At 72.4% G+C, this 19,839-nt stretch carries 14 protein-coding genes and 1 tRNA gene; 8 read left to right on the top strand and 7 right to left on the bottom strand.

What is annotated here, in order from left to right:
• Position 1: 1 nt before the first annotated feature.
• Entirely contained in the window at positions 2-592 is a 591-nt protein-coding gene (locus AB0E85_RS09030; RefSeq protein ID WP_361924179.1) for a hypothetical protein, read from the top strand.
• 113 nt (positions 593-705) lie between these two features.
• On the top strand, positions 706-3,441 hold the full coding sequence (locus AB0E85_RS09025) for a Tat pathway signal sequence domain protein (protein WP_361924177.1): 2,736 nt from the start codon (positions 706-708) through the stop codon (positions 3,439-3,441).
• Between the two features lie 55 nt (positions 3,442-3,496).
• On the opposite strand, the gene AB0E85_RS09020 is transcribed toward AB0E85_RS09025, so the two are convergent.
• The 4 genes from AB0E85_RS09020 to AB0E85_RS09005 form a co-directional block, all read right to left on the bottom strand.
• The gene (locus tag AB0E85_RS09020) at positions 3,497-3,703 is read right to left on the bottom strand and encodes a hypothetical protein (protein ID WP_361924175.1); all 207 of its coding nucleotides are present in this window, start codon (positions 3,701-3,703) and stop codon (positions 3,497-3,499) included.
• A gap of 10 nt (positions 3,704-3,713) precedes the next feature.
• Complete coding sequence (locus tag AB0E85_RS09015; protein ID WP_361924173.1) at positions 3,714-5,066, bottom strand: diaminopimelate decarboxylase; 1,353 nt, start codon at positions 5,064-5,066, stop codon at positions 3,714-3,716.
• A 275-nt stretch (positions 5,067-5,341) separates the two neighbouring features.
• Positions 5,342-7,003 (bottom strand): helix-turn-helix domain-containing protein, encoded by a 1,662-nt coding sequence (locus tag AB0E85_RS09010; protein WP_361924171.1) that lies wholly within the window; start codon positions 7,001-7,003, stop codon positions 5,342-5,344.
• Positions 7,004-7,108: 105 nt separating this feature from the next.
• Complete coding sequence (locus tag AB0E85_RS09005) at positions 7,109-9,529, bottom strand: hypothetical protein (protein ID WP_361924169.1); 2,421 nt, start codon at positions 9,527-9,529, stop codon at positions 7,109-7,111.
• A 61-nt stretch (positions 9,530-9,590) separates the two neighbouring features.
• Between AB0E85_RS09005 and AB0E85_RS09000 the strand changes: the two genes are divergently transcribed.
• On the top strand, positions 9,591-10,037 hold the full coding sequence (locus AB0E85_RS09000) for an SRPBCC family protein (protein WP_361924167.1): 447 nt from the start codon (positions 9,591-9,593) through the stop codon (positions 10,035-10,037).
• Between the two features lie 39 nt (positions 10,038-10,076).
• Positions 10,077-10,148, top strand: a tRNA-Val gene (locus AB0E85_RS08995).
• Between the two features lie 68 nt (positions 10,149-10,216).
• On the opposite strand, the gene AB0E85_RS08990 is transcribed toward AB0E85_RS08995, so the two are convergent.
• Positions 10,217-10,945, bottom strand: coding sequence for a 3'-5' exonuclease (locus AB0E85_RS08990; protein ID WP_033309627.1), 729 nt, complete (start codon positions 10,943-10,945; stop codon positions 10,217-10,219).
• A gap of 169 nt (positions 10,946-11,114) precedes the next feature.
• On the opposite strand from AB0E85_RS08990, the gene AB0E85_RS08985 reads away from it, so the two are divergent.
• The 4 genes from AB0E85_RS08985 to AB0E85_RS08970 all read left to right on the top strand — a co-directional run bounded on the left by AB0E85_RS08985 (position 11,115) and on the right by AB0E85_RS08970 (position 15,602).
• Positions 11,115-11,681, top strand: a complete 567-nt coding sequence (locus AB0E85_RS08985) for a DUF4365 domain-containing protein (RefSeq protein WP_361924165.1) — start codon at positions 11,115-11,117, stop codon at positions 11,679-11,681.
• A complete protein-coding gene (locus tag AB0E85_RS08980) occupies positions 11,678-12,907 on the top strand; it encodes a hypothetical protein (protein ID WP_361924163.1) in 1,230 nt (409 codons plus the stop codon). Before AB0E85_RS08985 ends, AB0E85_RS08980 begins: the two co-directional genes overlap by 4 nt.
• 92 nt (positions 12,908-12,999) lie before the next feature.
• On the top strand, positions 13,000-14,976 hold the full coding sequence (gene thrS / locus AB0E85_RS08975) for a threonine--tRNA ligase (RefSeq protein ID WP_361924161.1): 1,977 nt from the start codon (positions 13,000-13,002) through the stop codon (positions 14,974-14,976).
• 65 nt (positions 14,977-15,041) lie between these two features.
• Positions 15,042-15,602: an HIT domain-containing protein gene (locus AB0E85_RS08970; RefSeq protein WP_361924159.1), complete on the top strand. Its 561-nt coding sequence runs from the start codon at positions 15,042-15,044 to the stop codon at positions 15,600-15,602.
• A gap of 137 nt (positions 15,603-15,739) precedes the next feature.
• Here AB0E85_RS08970 and AB0E85_RS08965 read toward each other — a convergent pair whose 3' ends face one another.
• The gene (locus AB0E85_RS08965) at positions 15,740-17,407 is read right to left on the bottom strand and encodes a hypothetical protein (RefSeq protein ID WP_361924157.1); all 1,668 of its coding nucleotides are present in this window, start codon (positions 17,405-17,407) and stop codon (positions 15,740-15,742) included.
• Between the two features lie 171 nt (positions 17,408-17,578).
• Entirely contained in the window at positions 17,579-19,777 is a 2,199-nt protein-coding gene (locus tag AB0E85_RS08960) for an elongation factor G-like protein EF-G2 (protein WP_361924155.1), read from the bottom strand.
• Positions 19,778-19,839 lie beyond the last annotated feature (62 nt).

Genomic DNA, 19,839 nt, shown 5'->3' with positions numbered 1-19,839 from the left:
CATGGCCGGGACACGGGTGAAGGCACGCGGCGAGTCGGCGCTGGGGGAGCGGTTCGCGGTGTTCGCCGAGTGTCTGCTGACCGGTGTGTGGATCGCGGTGGCCTCACTGGGAGTCGTCACCTACCCCGCCGCGTTCGCCGCCGGGGCGCGGCATCTGCGGCGCCGTACCGCTCATGAGGGCGGTAACTGGCGGGAGTTCGCCGCGGACTTCCGCGCGGCGCTGCGCGGCGGGTGGCTCGCCGGGCTCGTCGGCTGGGTGGCGGTCGCCGCGGTGTGGGTGGACGTGCAGGCGGCCCGGGCGGGGATTCCCGGCGGGCCGCTCGTCGGGGCCGTCGGGGTCGTCGCGCTGATCGGGCTCGTCGTGGCCGGGCTGCGCGCGGCGGCCCTCTGGGCGCCGGGAGCCCGCTGGCGGACGCTGCTGGCCGGGGCCGGGCGGCGCACGGTGCTCGATCCGGCCGGGTCCTTCCTGATCGTCGGCGGGCTGGCCGTGGTGGCCGTGTCCGCCTGGTTCGCCGCCCCGCTGGCGATCGCGGTCCTCGGTGCCGTCGCTGCGGCGGCCGTCGCCGTGGAGGAGCGGTACCTGCACCGCTGAGCTCCGGTGCCCCCAAGTTCCAGGTCGGCGCCCCCGCGCCGCACCTCTTTCCGTCATGCCCCTGCACACGTACGGATTCGCTTCCCGCACGGACGAGGAAAGGCAGCATCGCCATGTCTCCCATCCCCCGCAGATCCCTCCTCAAGGCAGCCGCCGTCACCGGAGCCGCCGCCCAGTTCAGCTGGGCGCTGGGAGCCCAGGACGCCCAGGCCGCACCACGGGCCGAGCCCGCCGACGCGGACCCGGTGACCCTGGACTGGCTGGAGGACGGCGGCCTCGGCGCCGCGCCCGGCTCCACCGTCGGTGTGCCCTGGCCCAAGGGCGCGTACCAGAAGGACCAGACCTTCGCGCTGACGGACGGCGGCGGCAAGGCCGTACCCGTGCAGTCCTGGCCGATCGCCTACTGGCCCGACGGCTCGCTCAAGTGGACCGCGCACGCGGTCGCCTCGGGCGGCGGCAAGCTCACCCTCGCCGCCGGAACCCCCGCCGCTCCCGAGAAGAAGGTCACCGTCGAGAAGCGCGGCGGCACCATCGACATCTCCACCGGCGTCATCACCGCCAAGATCGGCAAGTCCGGCTCCACCCTCGTCAAGTCCGTCACCCGCGGCTCCACGGAGATCGCGAAGAACGGCCGTCTCGTGCTGATCCGCCAGCCCGAGGTCGAGGACGAGGACCAGGGCGCGGTCAGGACCGAACGCTTCGACGGCGCCATCTCCAAGACCGAGGTCGAGCAGGCGGGCCCGGTCCGCGCCGTCGTCCGCATCGACGGCAAGCACCGCAAGGGCAACCGCAGCTGGCTGCCCTTCTCGATCAGGCTCTACTTCTACGCGGGCGCCGACTCCTTCCGCATGGTGCACACCATCACCTACGACGGCACGCAGGAGCCCGGCAAGGCCGGCGGTGACTTCATCCGCGGCCTCGGCGTCCGCTTCACCGTGCCGATGCGCGACGAGTCCTACGACCGCCACATCCGCATCGGCGGCGACGGCACCGGAATGCTGCGCGAGGCCGTCAAGGGCATCACCGGCCTGCGCCGGGACCCCGGCGCGGCCGTGCAGGCCGCCCAGTTCGAGGGCAAGAAGCTGCCGGACCCCGCCACCTGGGACCAGCGGGTGACGACCCGGCTCCAGTACATCCCCGAGTGGGGCGACTACACCCTCTCCCAGCTCTCCGCCGACGGTTTCACGCTGCGCAAGCGCACCAAGAAGGGGCACGGCTGGGTCGCGGCGGGCGGCGGCCGGCGCGCCTCCGGCTTCGGGTACGTCGGCGGGGCGAGCGGCGGGTTCTCCTTCGGGCTGCGCGAGTTCTGGGAGAAGTTCCCCGCCCAGCTCGACATTCGGGACGCCCACACGGACGAGGCCGAGGTGACCCTCTGGCTCTGGTCGCCCGAGGCACAGCCCATGGACATGCGCTTTTACCACGACGGCATGGGCCAGGACACCTTCCCGGAGCAGCTCGAAGGCCTCAACATCACCTACGAGGACTACGAGCCGGAGTTCGGCACCCCGTACGGCATCGCCCGCACCTCCGAACTCCTCTTCTGGGCCAACGACTCGACCCCGAGCCCCGACCGGCTCGCCGAGCAGGTCGAGGCCGTCCGCGTGCTGCCCCAGCTGGCCGCGCCGCCCAAGCAGCTCATCAAGGCCAAGGTCTTCGGGCCGGGCCTGTACTCCGAGCCCGACCGCTCCACCCCGGCCAAGGCGAAGATCGAGGACCACCTCGACTTCCTCTTCACCTACTACAAGGACCAGGTGGAGCAGCGCCGCTGGTACGGCTTCTGGGACTACGGCGACATCATGCACACCTACGACACCTTCCGGCACCAGTGGCGCTACGACATCGGCGGCTACGCCTGGGACAACTCCGAACTGTCGCCGGACCTGTGGCTCTGGTTCGCCTACCTGCGCTCCGGCCGCGCCGACATCTTCCGCTTCGCCGAGGCGATGACCCGGCACACCGGCGAGGTCGACGTCTACCACCTGGGCAAATGGGCCGGCCTCGGCACCCGGCACGGTGTGCAGCACTTCGCCGACAGTGCCAAACAGCAGCGCATCGCCAACACCACCTACCGGCGCTACTACTACTTCCTCACGGCGGACGAGCGCGTCGGCGACCTCATGCACGCCAACGTCGACTCCGACGAGACGTTCCTCGCCCTCGACCCGCTGCGCAAGATCCGCACCGAGCCGTACACCCCCGACCGGCACGCCCTGTCGATCGGCTTCGGCACGGACTGGAGCGGCCTGGTGTCCGCCTGGCTGACGGAGTGGGAGCGCAAGGGCCCCAAGTGGGAGAAGGCCAAGGCCCGCGTGCTGTCCACGATGGAGACCATCGCCGCCCAGCCCAACGGCTTCGTCCAGGGCAGCGGCCTGTACGACCTGGACACCGGCAAGTTCGCCGTCGCCGACAAGGCCAAGGTGGAGGTCTCCCACCTCTCGGCCGTCTTCGGCCTCAATGAACTGTGCGCCGAGCTCATCGACCTGGTCGACATGCCGGAGTTCAACGAGGCGTACTTCGACTACTGCCGCTACTTCAACGCCACCAAGGCCGAACAGGCGGCACGCTACGGCTCCAACTTCGGCAACCTGCTGCTCTTCCAGGGCCACTCGCGCCTCGACGCGTACGCGGCCGTCAAGACCGGGGACGAGAAGCTCGCCAAGCGGGCGTGGGAGAAGTTCTACAACTCCGACGGCTACAAGGAGTCGGCACCCTGGCGGACGGAGAAACTGAGCGGGCCCGTCGCGCTGGTACCGGGCAGCGAAGCCACCTGGGTGTCCACGAACGACACCGCGCTGTACGGCCTCGCCGCCATCGAGAACCTGGCGCTGCTCGGGGACAAGATGCCGTAGCGGGAAGCTGAACGAGCGGTTCCCGTGGTGACGCCTCCGGCGGGAACCGCTCGTCCTAGTCGATGATCTGGTTGAAGAACAGGACGGCCGGCGCCACCACCCCGCCGCCGACGCTCACCGCGACCGGCCACACGTTGCCGGCCAGCACCGCCAGAACAGTGGCACCGATGCCTGCCAGGGCTGCCAGCAGGAAGACGATCGCGGTGCGCTGGCTGAGGAGCGGTCCGTCCCCGCCGGGCCGCCGGCGGTTGGCCTGTGCCACCTCGGTGCCCTTATCCGACGCCGTGAACAGGTTCGTACTGCCGCTGCCGCCCGGGGACGCCGTGCCCGTCCGGGCCCGGCACGTCCCAGGGATCCTGGGCGGGACGCAGGAGTTCGAAGCGGACACCGCCGTCACCACTCGTCCTGACCCCGTACACGGCGGGCTCGGGCAGGCTGTTGTAGTGGAACGGCGTCGAGAAGTAGTAGGCGCCGGTGTCCGGGACGGTGACGATGTCACCGGGTTCCAGGAGGGGCAGAGCGCGGTCCCGCGCCAGCAGGTCCCCGGCGAAGCAGGCGGGTCCCGCGATGTCCTGGCGGACCGGCCCGCCTCGCTTGGTCCTGCCGCTCGCGTCGTGCGCCTCGATCCGCAGCGGCCAGGCGTCGGGGTTGAACACCGTCCGGGTGGCCACCTGCACACCGGCGTGGGTGACCGCGATCGGCCGGCCGCCCATGCTCTTGGTGTACTCGACGTACGCGGCGGTGAACCCGTTCTTGGCGAGGACGGACCGCCCGAACTCGGTGACGATCTCGTACCCGCCGGAGAACAGGGCGGGGGCCTGGGCGCGCAACTGCCGCACGTACATGTCGAAGGTCGGCGTGGTCTCGTCGTCGGCGAAGTTGACGGGCAGTCCGCCACCGATGTCGATGCCGACGACCTGGCGCCGCCCGAGCGAGGCGTTGACCTCCTCGGCGAACGCCACGGCCTGCCCGACCCCGCCGGCCATGAGGTCGAGCGGGCAGCCCTGCGAACCGGCGTGCGTGTGCACCCAGGTCAGCCACGGGTGGTCGTGGTAGGCGCGCAGCAGCCGCTGCCGGCTCCCCGGGTCCGCCAGGGGGACGCCGAACTTCGACGTGCTCGTCGCCGTGCTCATCGCGGCGATGCTGCCGCCGCCGAGCTGGGAGTTGACCCGCACCCCGATCCGCGAGACCGGGACGCGGCCGTCCAGCGCCCGGTCGATCCTCGCCAGTTCCTGGTAGTTGTCCGCGTTGACGGTCACCCCCAGGTCGAGGGCGTACCGCAGCTCGGCCTCCGTCTTGGCGGGGGAGTCGAAGACGATCCGGTCCGGTGCGAATCCCGCGGCCAGCGCGCGGGCCAGCTCACCCGCGCTGGCCACCTCACAGCCCATGCCGAGCCGCCGCAACTCCGCCAGCACCGGCACCAGGCAGTTCGCCTTGGCGGCGAACGCGTGCAGGACGGGCGGCGCGGAGGGGAAGGCGCGGTGCAGGGACGCGACGGTCGCGGCGACGCCGTCGAGATCGACGAAGGCGGCCAGCTGGGACCGCCCGGGGTCCAGCAGCTGCCGCCGTACCGCTTCCTGGAGGATCCGTGTCCGCCGCTCGGCGGCGGAGGTCAGTCCGGTCATGGTGAACCTTCCGGTGTCGTACGCGAGGCGCCCGGGACCACCCCGGGTGGAACACCAGGCTGCCGCCCGCACCGGGAGGGCGTCTTCGTCGAGTCGTCAAAGACCCGCGCCCCGCCTACGGCGGTGGGACGCAACAACTCCTCGTCCGGGCACAGGCGTTGGGCGATACGACAAAAGCGCGGCCCTGCGATGGTGGCGCACCACGAACGGCCGCCGGCCCGCGCCCGCTCGCGACCCGGCCCGCGCCCGCTCGCGACCCGGCCGGCGCCGGACGCTCAGGGGCGTGCGCGGTCGGCCTCTCCCCACAGACGCAGCTCCACCTGGGCGAGCAGCCGGGCGTCGGGACTCTCCAGGTCCAGCCCCGACACCTGCCTGATCCGGCGCAACCGGTAGCGCAGACTGTTGGCGTGCACGCCCAGCGCGCGCGAGGCGGCGGACACGTCACCGAAGTGGTCGAGGTAGGCGCGCAGGGTCTCCACCAGGCAACTGCCGCCGTGAGCGGCGTCGAACTCCCTCAGCCGGGCCACCGAGGTCCGCGGTGGCAGCGTCATCTCGCGCAGGGCCTCGATGACCTGGAGGATGCCCACGGTGTCCGCGACGTCCTCGCTCCGCGCGACGGTGTGCGGTCCGGCGGTCGCGAGGAGCGCCTGGAGGGCCCGCTCGGCCGACCGGCGTGAGGCCGGCGCACCCGCCAGGCCGGGAACCACGTCGCCGAGCCCTGCCTTCACCGTCGAGCCGACCGTCGCCGACAGTTGGTCGGCCAGTGCGCTCCCCAGCCGCCTCACCTGGTCGTCGGCCCGCCGGGCGTCGCGCTCCAGCGCACTCACCAGCACCCAGGCCCCGCCGCCCGCCGGGACAACCACGACGCGGTGGCCCAGGGCCGCGCAGTGCAGGGTCAGCAGCCCGTACAGCCCGGACGGGCCGTCCTCCGCGGGATGGCCGGACCCGATGCCCACCGCCAGGACGGCACAGGGTTCCCGGGGCGGCAGCGAGGCCCGCTCCGCCAGCACCTCCACGGACCCACGGTCCTCCAGCAGCGCCCGGGCCGCATCCTCCACCAGCCGGCCGTCCGAGCTGTGGGTGCGGTGGTGGAGCAGGTGGGCGGCGGCGGTCCGGGCCGCCGCGCGCAGCGTCTCCGCGGCGTTCGGCGCCAGCGGGCGGCCGGCCACCGCCGCCACCCAGATGGACCCGAGCGCCTCTCCACCCGCCCGCACCGCGCCCACCAGGCGCTCCGGGTTCTGTCCGTGGGCGGGCCGGTGCAGCACGTCGCCCGCGCCCCACAGCGCCTGGAAGAACCCCGCCTCCCGCATGGCCGCCACCCTCCAGGGCGGCACCCGGCGGCCCAGGATGGTCAGCCGGCGCATCTCGTCCACGTTCTCCTCGGTGGACGAGTACGCCAGCACCCGCGACTCCGTGTCCTCGATCGTCACCGAGCCGCCCACCAGGGCGGCCACCGCATCGGCCAGTGAGTCCAGATCGCCCAGGGGCACGCCGCTGGTGGCGGGCATCGGGGGAGTACCCGCCGCGGCCAGCCCGGCCCTCAGCACCCCCACGAGCTGCGCCCAGGTGCACCAGGCGGTGCGGAAGAGCACCGCGGTGCCGCTCTCCTGCGCGGCCGACTGCAACGCCTTCGCGGTGGGCTCCGGCCGTCCCGGACCGAACACCACTCCCGCGGCACCGGCCTCACCGGCCCGGCGCACTACGTCGACCGCGTGCGCCGATCCCGGGTCGACGCCGACTGCGAGCAGTAACTCCCGCGGTCTGATGGCCGGTTCGAGGGCGTCCAGCACATGCACACCGGTGACCTGCGTCCGCAGTCCCTCCGGGGCCGTGTGCAACTCCACGGCCCCCACTCCCACCACCGAGAGCAGGCGCTCCAATGTCCCCTGGTCCCCGGCGCCCGCACCCCGGCCCGACGCTTCCCCCGAGTCCGTCATGATGCCTCTCCCGTCCCCCGCCCGACCGTGCCGCCGTGTTGGCGGCTGATCGGAGAACGTATGACATCACGGGACTTGTCCGCAGTCGAGACGGCCTCTTCGTGCCTAGTCCATCCTCCCCAGGGCCTCCCGCATCCGCCGGACGTCCCGGATCCGCTGCTCGTACGTCGCCCCGAGGGCGAGCAGCAGGAGCCCGGCGAGGGCGGGGGGTGCCCAGCGGGGGAGCGCCCCCGTCACCTGCACCACGTACGGGGCGAGTTCGTGCAGGGTGACCAGGGCCAGCGCCGAGCCGCCGAGTACCAGCGGTGCCTGGAGGTGGTGCCGCGCACCCAGCAGGGTCACCAGCAGCGCCGCACCGCCCAGCAGCAGCGGCCGCGTCCAGTACGGGTCGGCCCAGGCCGCGACCAGGCTCGGCAGGAGGGTCACGGCGAGTCCCGGGCCGTACGCCGTCCAAGAGGAGACCTGCGGGTCGCGGCGCCGGTGCAGGGCACCGACGAGCAGTGCCGGGACGGTCACCGGGAGGGTGTACGCCTCGGGTGTGTCCACGTCCCAGGCCGCCAGGCGCACCCACGCGGCCAGCACGAACAGGGCCGTGGCCGCGTAGCCGACGGGACGGCGCCCGTCGCGCAGGGCCGTCCCGGCGGCGATCGCTCCGCACAGGGCCAGCACCAGGGCGAGCATCGGCGGGTCGGAGAGGGCGAGCGCCACGGCGAACAGACCGACGGCGGCACCCGTGGCCTCGACGGGCACCGTCGTCCGCGACCCGCCCAGGCGCGCCGCCAGCAGGGCGGCGGCACCGGCAACCGCGAGTACCGGCAGGGCGGTTCGGGACGGCGGCCAGTCCGCCGCGGCACCGGACGCGGCGGCCAGCCCGGCGGCGTGCGCGAGAGCGGCCGGAGCGGTGAAGGGGGCGACGCCCGCCCGCCACGAGGCCGCTGTGAACAGCGCCGTCAGCGCGGACAGCACAACCAGGGTCGCGGTCTGGGAGGCGAGCGAGACCAGGGTGAGGCAGGCGGCCGTGACCAGGGCGAGGACGACGGCCGTGACCTGCGCGGCCCCCTCCGTGACCCGGCACGCGTACAGCGCGACCGCTGTGATGACGCCCAGGCCCACCATCCCCACGAGGTACGGAGCCTCGAACACGGCGGGGAGGATCAGAGCCGTGGCCCAGAGCAGTCCGGCGGAACCCAGCCGGGCCCGCGCACGCCACTCCTGCGCGCGGACCGCCGACGCGAGAACGGCGGCGACAGCCACCAGCACCAGAGGAGCCGGTGCCGCGTCCGGCGGCCAGGGCACATCCCCGGCCACCGCCGCACGGGCGTCCGCCGGAGCGCCGCCCCACACCCGGTCCAGCCGGACGGCCGGACCCAGCAGCACCACGGCGACGACGGGCAGCGTCCACAGCACCGCCAGTGCCTGTACGGCGCCGGACGCCCAGGCGAAGCCCCTGCGCATGGCCTCGGGCAGTCGTTCCCCCCGGACCGCCGCCAACAGGGCGACACCGACGACCAGATGAGCCGGAACCGCCCACTGCGAGGGCACCAAGGAACGGGCCACCCCGCCTAGCGCGGCCACCACGAGCAGCCCGGACGCGATCGCCAGGCCGAGGGCGTGCCGCCTGCCCGGCTCCTGCCGGGCCGTACCCAGGGCGATCGCCGCCGCCAGCAGGAGCAGCGCCCCGGCCCGGGACGCCTCACCCGGACCGCCGGCCGTCAAGGACAGCCAGCCGGCCCCCAGAACACCCCAGCCACCCATGCCGTACGCACCGACGACGGCGGTGATCCGCGCGGCCCCGGCCCTCAGACGCACCACCGCCACCGCGTCGAGCCCGGCCGTCACCAGCAGCGCGGCCGTCACCGCGTACGCACCCGCGCCCGCGGACAGGGCCCACAGCAACAGCGGGAACTGGGCCGCGGCCAGGGCGCACGGCAGGGGCAGCCGGAGCGCTGCCGTCACCGGCAGCAGGCCGTAGGCCGACCAGGCCACCGCCAGCACCGCGGACGCGGCCGCCGCGTACCCGGTCCCGTCCGTCCCGGGAAGGGCCGCCGCGTGCAGTGCGTAGGCGTCCAGGACGGTCAGGGCGAGCCCGAGGCCCGCCACGGACTCGGCCGTCGACCGCAGCCCCCGCCTCAGCAGGACCACGGGTGCGGCGAGCGTGGCCAGCGTAACCGCGCCGAGCACCAAGGCGCGCCCGGCAATCCCCATGTGCCCCCAGCTGACCAGGGTGAACACCGCCGCCGCGAGCGTCAGCAGGACACCGCCGAGGACCAGCAGCACGTTCTGCACGCTGGGCGCCGCCGTCTCGGGGCGCGGCGATACGGTGATCGGGGGCTGCGCCGAGGCCCAGGGCCGCGGCTGCTCCTGCGTCCTGTTCAGGGCGGCTACCAGCCAGGCGCGACGAGTCAGCAACTGCGCGCGCCGGGCGTCCAGTTGCCAGAGTTCGGCATCGAGGAGCCGCAGTTCCTCGGCCGGGGGCGGAAGGTGGGTCATGGCTCGCAGTGTGGTCCGCGTCACCTCGCACGGCATGAGTGCGGATACTCAGCCGCGTACTCAGACGGTCCGCGTCGTGCCTGGGCAGACTTCCGGCATGGACTGGAACCATTACCGCTTCCGCAGCCTGTGGGCCCTGCCCGCACCGCCCGCCACCGTCTACGACGTGCTGGAACGCCCCGAGGACTACCCGCGCTGGTGGCCCCAGGTGCGGGAGGTGACCCGGCTCGACGACACCACCGGGGTGATCCGCATCCGCTCCGTCCTGCCGTACGACATGACCTTCACGGCACGGGAGGTACGTCGCGATCCCGCGGCCGGTGTGCTGGAGACCGCCCTGACCGGGGACATCGAGGGCTGGGCGCGGTGGACCGTCACACCGCTCGGGCCGGGCAGTCTGGCGCGCTACGACCAGGTCGTCAGCGTGCGCAAGCCGCTGCTGCGGCGGCTGGCCGTACCGGGACGGCCCGTCTTCCGCGCCAACCACGCGTTGATGATGCGCTCCGGGCGGCGCGGACTCCTCAGGCACCTCGAAGCGGTTTGAAGGAAGCGTGCCCGGACCTGTATGGTTCAGTGCGTTCCCGGGCGATTAGCTCAGTGGGAGAGCGCTTCGTTCACACCGAAGAGGTCACTGGTTCGAACCCAGTATCGCCCACCGGAAACAGCCGGTCCGTCACAGACGGACCGGTTTTTTCATGCCCTCGCGGGCCCCGTGCCAGGTGCTCAAGCCGCCGCCGGCAGGTCCGGACGCAGCGGCCACGCCGGGTCGACCGCCTCGTCCACCCCGCTGCGGGCGAACCACGCCTGAAGGCCCCGCGCCTGCGCCGCGTGCCACACCGCCTGCAAGGTGTGCAGCTCGCCCGGGGCGAGGCGCTCCAGCCGGGACGCGAACCGGCGGCCCACCGCCCGGGTGACCTCCAGTGCCGCCACAGCGTCGGCCGCCGCGTCGTGCGCGCCCTCCAGGGCGACGCCGTAGTGCGCACACAGGTCGGTCAGGGTGCGGCGGCCCTTGCGGTAGCGGTCCAGGTGCTTGTCCAGGACCCGCGGGTCCAGCACGGACAGCGGCGCCGACTCGAACCAGCGGCCGAGCGCCGAGGCGCGGTGCCGGCGCAACTCCCGGTCCAGCATGGTCAGATCGAACGGCGCGTTCATCACCACGACCGGACGGCCGGCGTGCGCCTGCTCGGCCAGCGCCTGCGCTATCTCGTACATGACCGGCGCCGGCCACCGGCCGTTGAGCCGCAGGTGCTCCTCCGTCAGCCCGTGCACCGCCGTCGCCTCGGCCGGTACCGGCACGCCCGGGTTCACCAGCCAACGGCTCACCCGCGGCCGGATGCCCGGCGCGTCCTGCACGACGACGGCGGCCGACACGATCCGGTCGGTCTCGACGTCCACGCCCGTCGTCTCCGTGTCGAAGGCGGCCAGCGGCCCCTCGAACCAGTTCGTCGTCATAGCCACACAACCCCTCGGTCACCTTCGGCAGTTGACGCACCGTCCGCTGCCCGATTCGGTGATACCCGGGCTGTTTGCGCCGTACGCCGGAAGGAGACAACAGGAGTACGGGTCGTTGCAGTTCAGCGGCCCGCAGCGGGGAATCACTTGTTCTGGAAGGCTGTTGGCCATGGCCATAGCGCAGCCCGAACGGGGCGGGCTGCTGCCCGAGCGCGCGGCTCCCCCTCGCGGCACTCTCGCCACCACCGCCTGCATGGAGACACTGCAGGTCGGCTATCTGCACGCCGTCGCGGCGGCCGCCGGCTGCTCGCTGTCCCAGCCCTTTCCCGACAACGGCATCGACTGGCACGTCAGCCACAGCGCCCCCGGGCACACGGTCGACGACGAGGTCACCATCAAGGTGCAGCTCAAGGCCACGTACCAGATCCCGCCCAACCCGCCGGGCCGTACCTTCTCCTTCACGCTCGACAACGACCACCTGGCGAAGCTCGCCCGCACCCCCGTGTCGGTGCACAAGATCCTCGTGGTGATGCTGGTGCCGCGCGCCCAGGACGACTGGCTGCGCGCCGGCCATGACCGGCTCGACCTGAGGCACTGCTGCTACTGGACCAACCTCGCCGGACAGCCGATCACCGGCCGCCGCCGCACCACCGTGCGCATACCGACCTCACGCATCTTCGACGACCGGGCCCTGTGCGAGATCATGACGCGGGTCGGGACGGGAGGGAAACCGTGACGCACCGCCCGACCGAGGAACCCCTGAGGCCCGTGCGGCCCCACCCCGTCGACCCGGCCGGCCCCTCACCCGAGCCCGCCGATGTCGACCCGGCCGTCCTGAGCGCCCTGCTGCGCCGGCACGGCTGGCAGCGGCGTGGCGGCGCCCCCGGACGCTACGGCCGCTGGACCCCGCCCGGCCCCGGCAGCGGCGGCACCAGCCTCCTGGTACCGGAGACCCGCGCCTTCCCCGACAGCGACGACCTGCTCGGCGAGGCCCTGCTCGCCCTGTCCCGCAGCGGCTCGCCCTCCGCCCGCGAGGTCCTCGTCTCCCTCGCCGTGCCCAGCGACGAGATCCGCTGGTGGCACGACGTCCCCGCCGGACCCGCCGGAGCGGCCTCCTGGACCGTCGAGGACCGGCTGCGCGGAGCCGCCCGCCGGATGCTGCTCGCCGCGGCGCTCGCCACCCGGGCCCGGGCCGGCTACCACGGCGCCCGCCACCGCCGCTCCGCCGCCGCGGCCCTGCGGAACGTGCTGGTCGGCTCCGCCACCGACGGCCACCTCACGGCCTTCGTGCCCGTCGTGGGCGGGCGCCCCCTGGCCGTACGCCTCCACCAGGCCCTCTTCGCCGCCCGCGAGGCCGTCGACTACCAGCGGGCCACCGGCGGCATGGACGCCTTCGACGCCGCCGTCGAGGCAGGAGTGAGCCATGAGCTCACCGAGGCGCTCGTCGCCCTGGTGCGGGGCACGGAGGGCGCCCGGATCGCCGTCGAGTGGGCCCCGGCGGCCGGGGTGCCCGAGGGCTGCGCGTCCTCCGCCGAGCCCGTCGAGTTCTCACCCGGCGACCTGGCCGTGCTGCGCGAGGCGGGCGCCCGCTACCTGCGTGAGGAACCCGCCGTCCCGGTGCGGATCACGGGAGCGGTGGTACGGCTGCGCAGGTCAGGGCCGCGCGGCTACGGCACCGTACGGCTGCGCGTGCTGGCCGGGGCCGACGTGCCGAACGTCCGGATCACCCTCGACGAGGAGGCCTACCGGATCGCCGGGCACGCCCACCTCGTCGGACTCCCGGTGCGGGTGCAGGGGCATCTGGAGAGCCGGGGCGGATTCCGCCGCCTCACCGGCGCGCACGGGGTCGTCCCCGTACAGCTCGACGAGGCCGAGCGGGACCGGCTGATGAAGGCGCTGGAGGAGAACGCCGGGGTGGCGGCCTTCTTCGAGGAGGCCTGCGGAGGGGACTGCGAGGACTGATTTCGCGAAGGGCGGCCCCGGGTCGGTACGATCCTTACTCGTGCGCGCGCTCCGGTATGGCGCCCGCGGCCCCCTTCAGTCAGGAGAGACCGGTGTCAGACGTCCGTGTGATCATCCAGCGCGATTCCGAGCGGGAAGAACGCGTGGTGACGACGGGCACTACGGCCGCCGAGCTCTTCGCCGGCGAGCGCTCGATCATCGCCGCGCGTGTGTCCGGCGAGCTCAGGGACCTGTCGTACGCCCTGTCCGAGGGCGACGAGGTCGAGGGCGTCGAGATCTCCTCCGAGGACGGCCTGAACATCCTGCGCCACTCCACCGCGCACGTCATGGCGCAGGCCGTGCAGGAGCTCCACCCCGAGGCCAAGCTCGGCATCGGCCCGCCCGTCAAGGACGGCTTCTACTACGACTTCGACGTCGAGAAGCCGTTCACGCCCGAGGATCTCAAGGCCATCGAGAAGAAGATGCAGGAGATCCAGAAGCGGGGGCAGCGCTTCTCCCGCCGCGTGGTGACCGACGAGGCCGCCCGCGAGGAGCTGGCCGACGAGCCCTACAAGCTGGAGCTGATCGGCCTCAAGGGCTCCGCCTCCTCCGACGACGGCGCGGACGTCGAGGTCGGCGCCGGCGAGCTGACGATCTACGACAACCTGGACGCCAAGACCGGCGACCTGTGCTGGAAGGACCTCTGCCGGGGCCCCCACCTGCCGTCGACCCGCGCCATCCCGGCGTTCAAGCTGATGCGCAACGCGGCCGCCTATTGGCGCGGCAGCGAGAAGAACCCCATGCTCCAGCGCATCTACGGCACCGCCTGGCCCACCAAGGACGAGCTGAAGGCGCACCTGGAGTTCCTCGCCGAGGCCGAGAAGCGCGACCACCGCAAGCTCGGCAGCGAGCTCGACCTGTTCTCCGTCCCGGAGCAGATCGGCTCGGGTCTCGCCGTCTTCCACCCCAAGGGCGGCATCATCCGCCGGGTCATGGAGGACTACTCGCGGCGCCGCCACGAGGAAGAGGGCTACGAGTTCGTCTACACCCCGCACGCCACCAAGGGGAAGCTCTTCGAGACCTCGGGCCACCTGGACTGGTACGCCGACGGCATGTACCCGCCCATGCAGCTCGACGAGGGCGTGGACTACTACCTCAAGCCCATGAACTGCCCGATGCACAACCTGATCTTCGACGCACGCGGGCGTTCCTACCGTGAACTGCCGCTGCGCCTCTTCGAGTTCGGGACGGTGTACCGGTACGAGAAGTCGGGTGTCGTGCACGGCCTGACCCGGGCCCGCGGCTTCACCCAGGACGACGCGCACATCTACTGCACCCGTGAGCAGATGTCGGAGGAGCTCGACAAGACGCTCACCTTCGTCCTCGGCCTGCTGCGCGACTACGGCCTGACCGACTTCTACCTGGAGCTGTCCACCAAGGACCCGGAGAAGTTCGTCGGCTCGGACGAGGCCTGGGAGGAGGCCACGGAGACGCTGCGCCAGGTCGCCGAGAAGCAGGGCCTGCCCCTCGTGCCCGACCCGGGCGGCGCGGCCTTCTACGGCCCGAAGATCTCCGTCCAGACCAAGGACGCCATCGGCCGCACCTGGCAGATGTCGACGATCCAGCTCGACTTCAACCTGCCGGAGCGCTTCGACCTGGAGTACACGGGTCCCGACGGCTCCAAGCAGCGTCCCGTCATGATCCACCGTGCGCTGTTCGGCTCGATCGAGCGGTTCTTCGCGGTGCTCCTGGAGCACTACGCGGGTGCCTTCCCGGCGTGGCTGGCCCCGGTCCAGGCCGTCGGCATCCCGATCGGTGACGCGCACGTCGAGTACCTGGAGAAGTTCGCGGCCGCTGCCAAGCGGAAGGGCCTGCGCGTCGAGGTCGACTCCTCCTCCGACCGCATGCAGAAGAAGATCCGCAACGCCCAGAAGCAGAAGGTGCCCTTCATGGTCATCGCGGGCGACGAGGACATGTCCCACGAGTCCGTGTCCTTCCGCTACCGCGACGGCTCGCAGGAGAACGGCATCCCCTTCGACGAGGCCATCGCGAAGATCCAGAAGATCGTCGAGGAGCGCGCGCAGGTCTGATCGCACGGCGCAAAGGCCCCCGGGGAGACCCGGGGGCCTTTGCCGTCCCCCCAGCTCGACGCCATATGCTGCACTGCATGACGAGTGAGCCGGAGCAGCAGCTGGGAGTAGGGACGCAGGACGCGTTCCAGCGTCTGTGGACGCCCCATCGGATGGCCTACATCCAGGGCGAGAACAAGCCCACCGGCCCGGGCGCCGGCGACGGCTGCCCCTTCTGCTCGATCCCGGCCAAGTCCGACGAGGACGGCCTCGTCGTCCGGCGCGGCGAGCAGGTCTACGCGGTGCTCAACCTCTACCCGTACAACGGCGGGCACCTGATGACCGTGCCCTACCGGCACGTCGCCGACTACACCGACCTCACGGCGGGGGAGACCGCCGAGCTCGGCGAACTCACCAAGCAGGCCATGACGGCTCTGCGCACCGCCTCCGGAGCGCACGGCTTCAACATCGGCATGAATCAGGGCACGGTCGCCGGCGCGGGCATCGCCGCGCACCTGCACCAGCACATCGTGCCGCGCTGGGGCGGGGACACGAACTTCATGCCGGTCGTGGGGCACACGCGGATCCTGCCGCAGCTGCTGGCGGACACGCGGAAGATGCTGGCGGAGTCCTGGCCGACCGTCTGACCCCGGCAGGGGTGGACTTCCCAGCCCGTCCGGCGCTTGAGGACGAGGCCGTTCAGGTCGATGGGGGTGCGGGGGCGCAGCCCCCGGGAACACCGGCCCCCACCGGCCCGCGGACGATCGGCTCGACCGCCGGAGGCCTACGCGTCGTAGACGTCGGCCTTCTTCGGCGCCGCGTCCTGAACCGCCCCGCTGAGCGCCGCCGACCTGGAGCCGAACTTCTCCACGTCCACCCCGTTCTCCCGCAGTACCTTCAGCGCCGCCGCATGCACCACCCTCAGCACCGGCGTCGCCGCCCGCAGCGCGTCGTCGGCCATGAACCGGTGCCGCCACGGCTGATCGGCCCACGCGTGCCGCAGACCGAACGGCTCGGGCAGCGTCAGGCTGCCGCCGAGCCACTTCAGCAGCGGCGGGTACCAGGTCAGCGGGGCGCGCGCGGCCAGCCGCACCACCTCGTCGGCGTCGATCAGCGGGAGCTTCACGGTGCGGGTCTCCCAGAACCGGAAGGCCTTCTGCACCGCCTTCTCCTTGGCCGCCGGCTTCTCGTTGAACAGGGGGTTCACCGGCCCCAGCGCGTGCCCGGTGACCTCGATGCGCAGCGTGTCGTGCAGCACGGTCACCGTGATCAGCATCGTGATCACCAGATGCCCGTCCCACAGGGTCCACTGCACGCCCAGGTAGTGCCGGTCGCCGCTGCCGAACTGCTGCTTGTTGCAGATGTCCTGGACGGCGTGCGTCCGGACCGTGTACGCGTCGACGTCCGTGCCGCTCGGCCGGGACACCTCCGTCGCCTTCTCGCCGATCGGCGAGACGATCCAGTGCGTGATGGACGGCTTGGGGAAGCCGCCGGTGTTGATCGACGTGCGCTCCAGCATGCCGAGACCGCCCTGGATCGCCACGATGACGTCCCAGCTGCGGAACGGGTGGAACTCCTTGCCCGGCTCGGCGGAGACCAGCTCCTCGGCCAGCTGCCAGCTGCCCCAGCGCGTACCCATGCCGAGTATGCCCTTGGGGCCGGCGTAGAAGACCGAGTTGGACCGCTGCTCGGCGGCGAGGCGGGCCAGCTCCTTGCGGACCTGCTCGGCCGCGTCACCGGGATTGCCGGGGACGGCCTCGGGGATCTTGGCGCCCACGCCACCGCCCGACAGCATGCTCGCCCAGCGCTCCCGCAGGTCGCGGGCGGTCCGCTCGCAGATCTGCTTGGCCCAGAACCAGCCGACGACCGGCATGATCACCGCCGCGCGTCCGTACAGGGCCCAGAATCCGGTGAACGGCATGCGGATCAGGAACAGCACGGCCAGCGCGCCCACGGCGACCAGCAGCGTCGTGGCGAGGGCGCCGGCCCGCTTGTCCTCGCGCTTGGCCATGGTGGTGCGCAGCGTGAACACCAGCAGCCACACGAGGAAGCCGGGCAGGAAAAGCACCCCGCAGATCACCGTGATCGCCGAGAGCCAGTTGTCGCGGTCGCGGCGGATGCGGTGGGCCGCCAGGCAGTGCTCCACGACGACCTGGGGCTCGATGCCGAAGGACTGGATCACCGGCTTGCGCCCGGCCCCCAGCATCCGGTCGATCACCGCGCGGGAGAACGCCTCGCCGAACCGGGGGCGGAAGATCTTCGCCCAGGGGCGCGGGGGAGTCACCTTGGACTGGTGCCACTCGTTGTCGGCGGCCAGGATCTTGGTGACCTCGTCGTCCCGGTACGCCGCCGCGGCCAGCGCGTAGGTCGCCGCCGTCTGGCCGCTCGCACCCGCCAGGGGCACCTGGGCCCCAGGGCTGAAGTCGAATCCGTCCGTCACTGCCGCCCCCATCGCTGCCGCATCCGCATCTGCGGCCTTCCCGACTTCCGCGCTCCGCACACCTGTTGATCAGGTCATCAGCGTATCCGTCCGGACCGGCAGACGGGGGCGGGTGGCCTGTCAAGCCGCCCGCCCCCGCGGAGGGGAGCCGTCAGGAGGGCACTTGGAGGCGCCCGGCGCCAACTACGAGGCCTTGCGCTCCTCTTCACGCACCCGGTCCGCGACCTGCTGCGGCATCGGCTCGTGGCGCGCGTACCGGCGGCTGAACCCCGCCGTGCCGTGCGCCATCGACCGCAGGTCGATCGCGTACCGGCCGATCTCGATCTCGGGCACCTCGGCCCGGATCAGGGTGCGCCCGCCCGGTGTCTGCTCGGTGCCCAGCACCCGGCCGCGCCGTCCCGACAGGTCACTCATCACGGCGCCCACGAAATCGTCGCCGACCAGCACCGACACCTCGGCCACCGGCTCCAGCAGATGGATCCTCGCGTCGGCCGCGGCCTCCCGCAGCGCCAGGGCGCCGGCCGTCTGGAAGGCGGCGTCGGAGGAGTCCACCGAGTGCGCCTTGCCGTCCAGGAGGGTCACCCGTACGTCGATGAGCGGATACCCGGCCGCCACCCCCTTGGCCGCCTGGGCCCGTACGCCCTTCTCCACCGATGGGATGAACTGCCGGGGCACCGCACCGCCCACGACCTTGTCGACGAACTCGATGCCGGACCCGCCGGGCAGCGGCTCGACCTCGATCTCACAGATCGCGAACTGCCCGTGCCCGCCGGACTGCTTGACGTGCCTGCCCCGGCCGGCCGACTTGTCCGCGAACGTCTCGCGCAGGGACACCCGGTGGGGGACGACGTCGACCTGGACGCCGTAGCGGCTGCGCAGCCGCTCCAGGGCGACGTCGGCGTGCGCCTCGCCCAGACACCACAGGACCACCTGGTGGGTGTCCTGGTTCTGCTCCAGCCGCATCGTCGGGTCCTCGGCCACGAGCCGGGCCAGGCCCTGGGACAGCTTGTCCTCGTCCGGTTTGCTGTGCGCCTGGATGGCCAGCGGCAGCAGCGGGTCGGGCATCTGCCACGGCTCCATGAGCAGCGGGTCGTCCTTGGCGGACAGGGTGTCCCCGGTCTCGGCGCGGCTCAGCTTCGCCACGCAGGCCAGATCGCCCGCGATGACGTGCGACACCGGGCGCTGCTGCTTGCCGAACGGCGTGGACAGGGCGCCGATCCGCTCGTCGACGTCGTGGTCCTCGTGCCCGCGGTCGGCCAGCCCGTGCCCGGAGACGTGGACCGTCTGGTCGGCGCGCAGGGTGCCGGAGAACAGCCGGATCAGCGACAGCCGGCCCACGTAAGGGTCCGAGGAGGTCTTCACGACCTCCGCGACCAGCGGGGCGTCCGGGTCACAGGGCTTGAGTTCGCGCGGCTTGCCGTCGATCGTCGTCACGCGCACCGTCTCGTGCTCCAGCGGTGTCGGGAAGCCCCGCGTGACCAGCTCCAGCAGTTCCACGGTGCCGAGCCCCTGCCGGGCGCCCTCACCCGCCGGGGCGGCGGCCAGGACGGGGAAGAAGACCCCGCGCGCGACGGCCCGCTCCAGGTCCTCGATGAGCGTCTTGACGTCGACCGGCTCCCCGCCGAGGTAGCGGTCCATGAGGGTCTCGTCCTCGCTCTCCGCGATGATCCCCTCGATGAGCCGGTTGCGGGCCTCCTCGATCAGCGGCAGCTGGTCCTCGCCCGGCTCGGACTCCTTGCGCTCGCCGGTCGAGTAGTCGAACAGCTTCTGCGACAGCAGCCCGATCAGCCCGGTCACGGGTGCGTGCCCGTCGGCCGCCTGGGGGCCGTGCAGCGGCAGGTAGAGCGGCAGGACCGCGTCGGGGTCGTCCGCGCCGAAGGCCTCGGCGCAGCTGCGGGTCATCTCCTCGAAGTCGGAACGCGCCGACTCCAGGTGCGTGACGACGATGGCCCGGGGCATGCCCACGGCCGCGCACTCCTCCCACACCATGCGGGTCGAGCCGTCCACGCCGTCCGAGGCCGAGACGACGAAGAGGGCCGCGTCCGCCGCGCGCAGACCGGCCCTGAGTTCACCGACGAAGTCGGCGTATCCGGGGGTGTCGAGGAGGTTGACCTTGATGCCGTCCCACTCGACGGGCACCAGGGAGAGCTGGACCGAGCGCTGCTGCCGGTGCTCGATGTCGTCGTAGTCGGAGAGGGTGCCGCCGTCCTCGACGCGGCCCGCCCGGTTCACCGCCCCCGCCGTGAGTGCGAGGGCTTCGACCAACGTGGTCTTGCCCGATCCGGAGTGGCCGACCAGCACCACATTCCGTACGGACTGAGGGTGGTCGGCCGCTTGTGCCCTGCCGGCGGCCCCAGGGTGTGTATGTGCCTTGTCGCCCATGATCCTGCCTCCCGTGCACGGTGAGGTCACTGTGGGCGCGGACACGCGGAGTCCGCGTGCGT

The organism is Streptomyces sp. NPDC029044 (assembly GCF_040637495.1).
Classification (GTDB): domain Bacteria; phylum Actinomycetota; class Actinomycetes; order Streptomycetales; family Streptomycetaceae; genus Streptomyces.
Note: the sequence above shows the minus strand (reverse complement) of the source record. Positions and strands in the feature narration are given on the sequence as shown.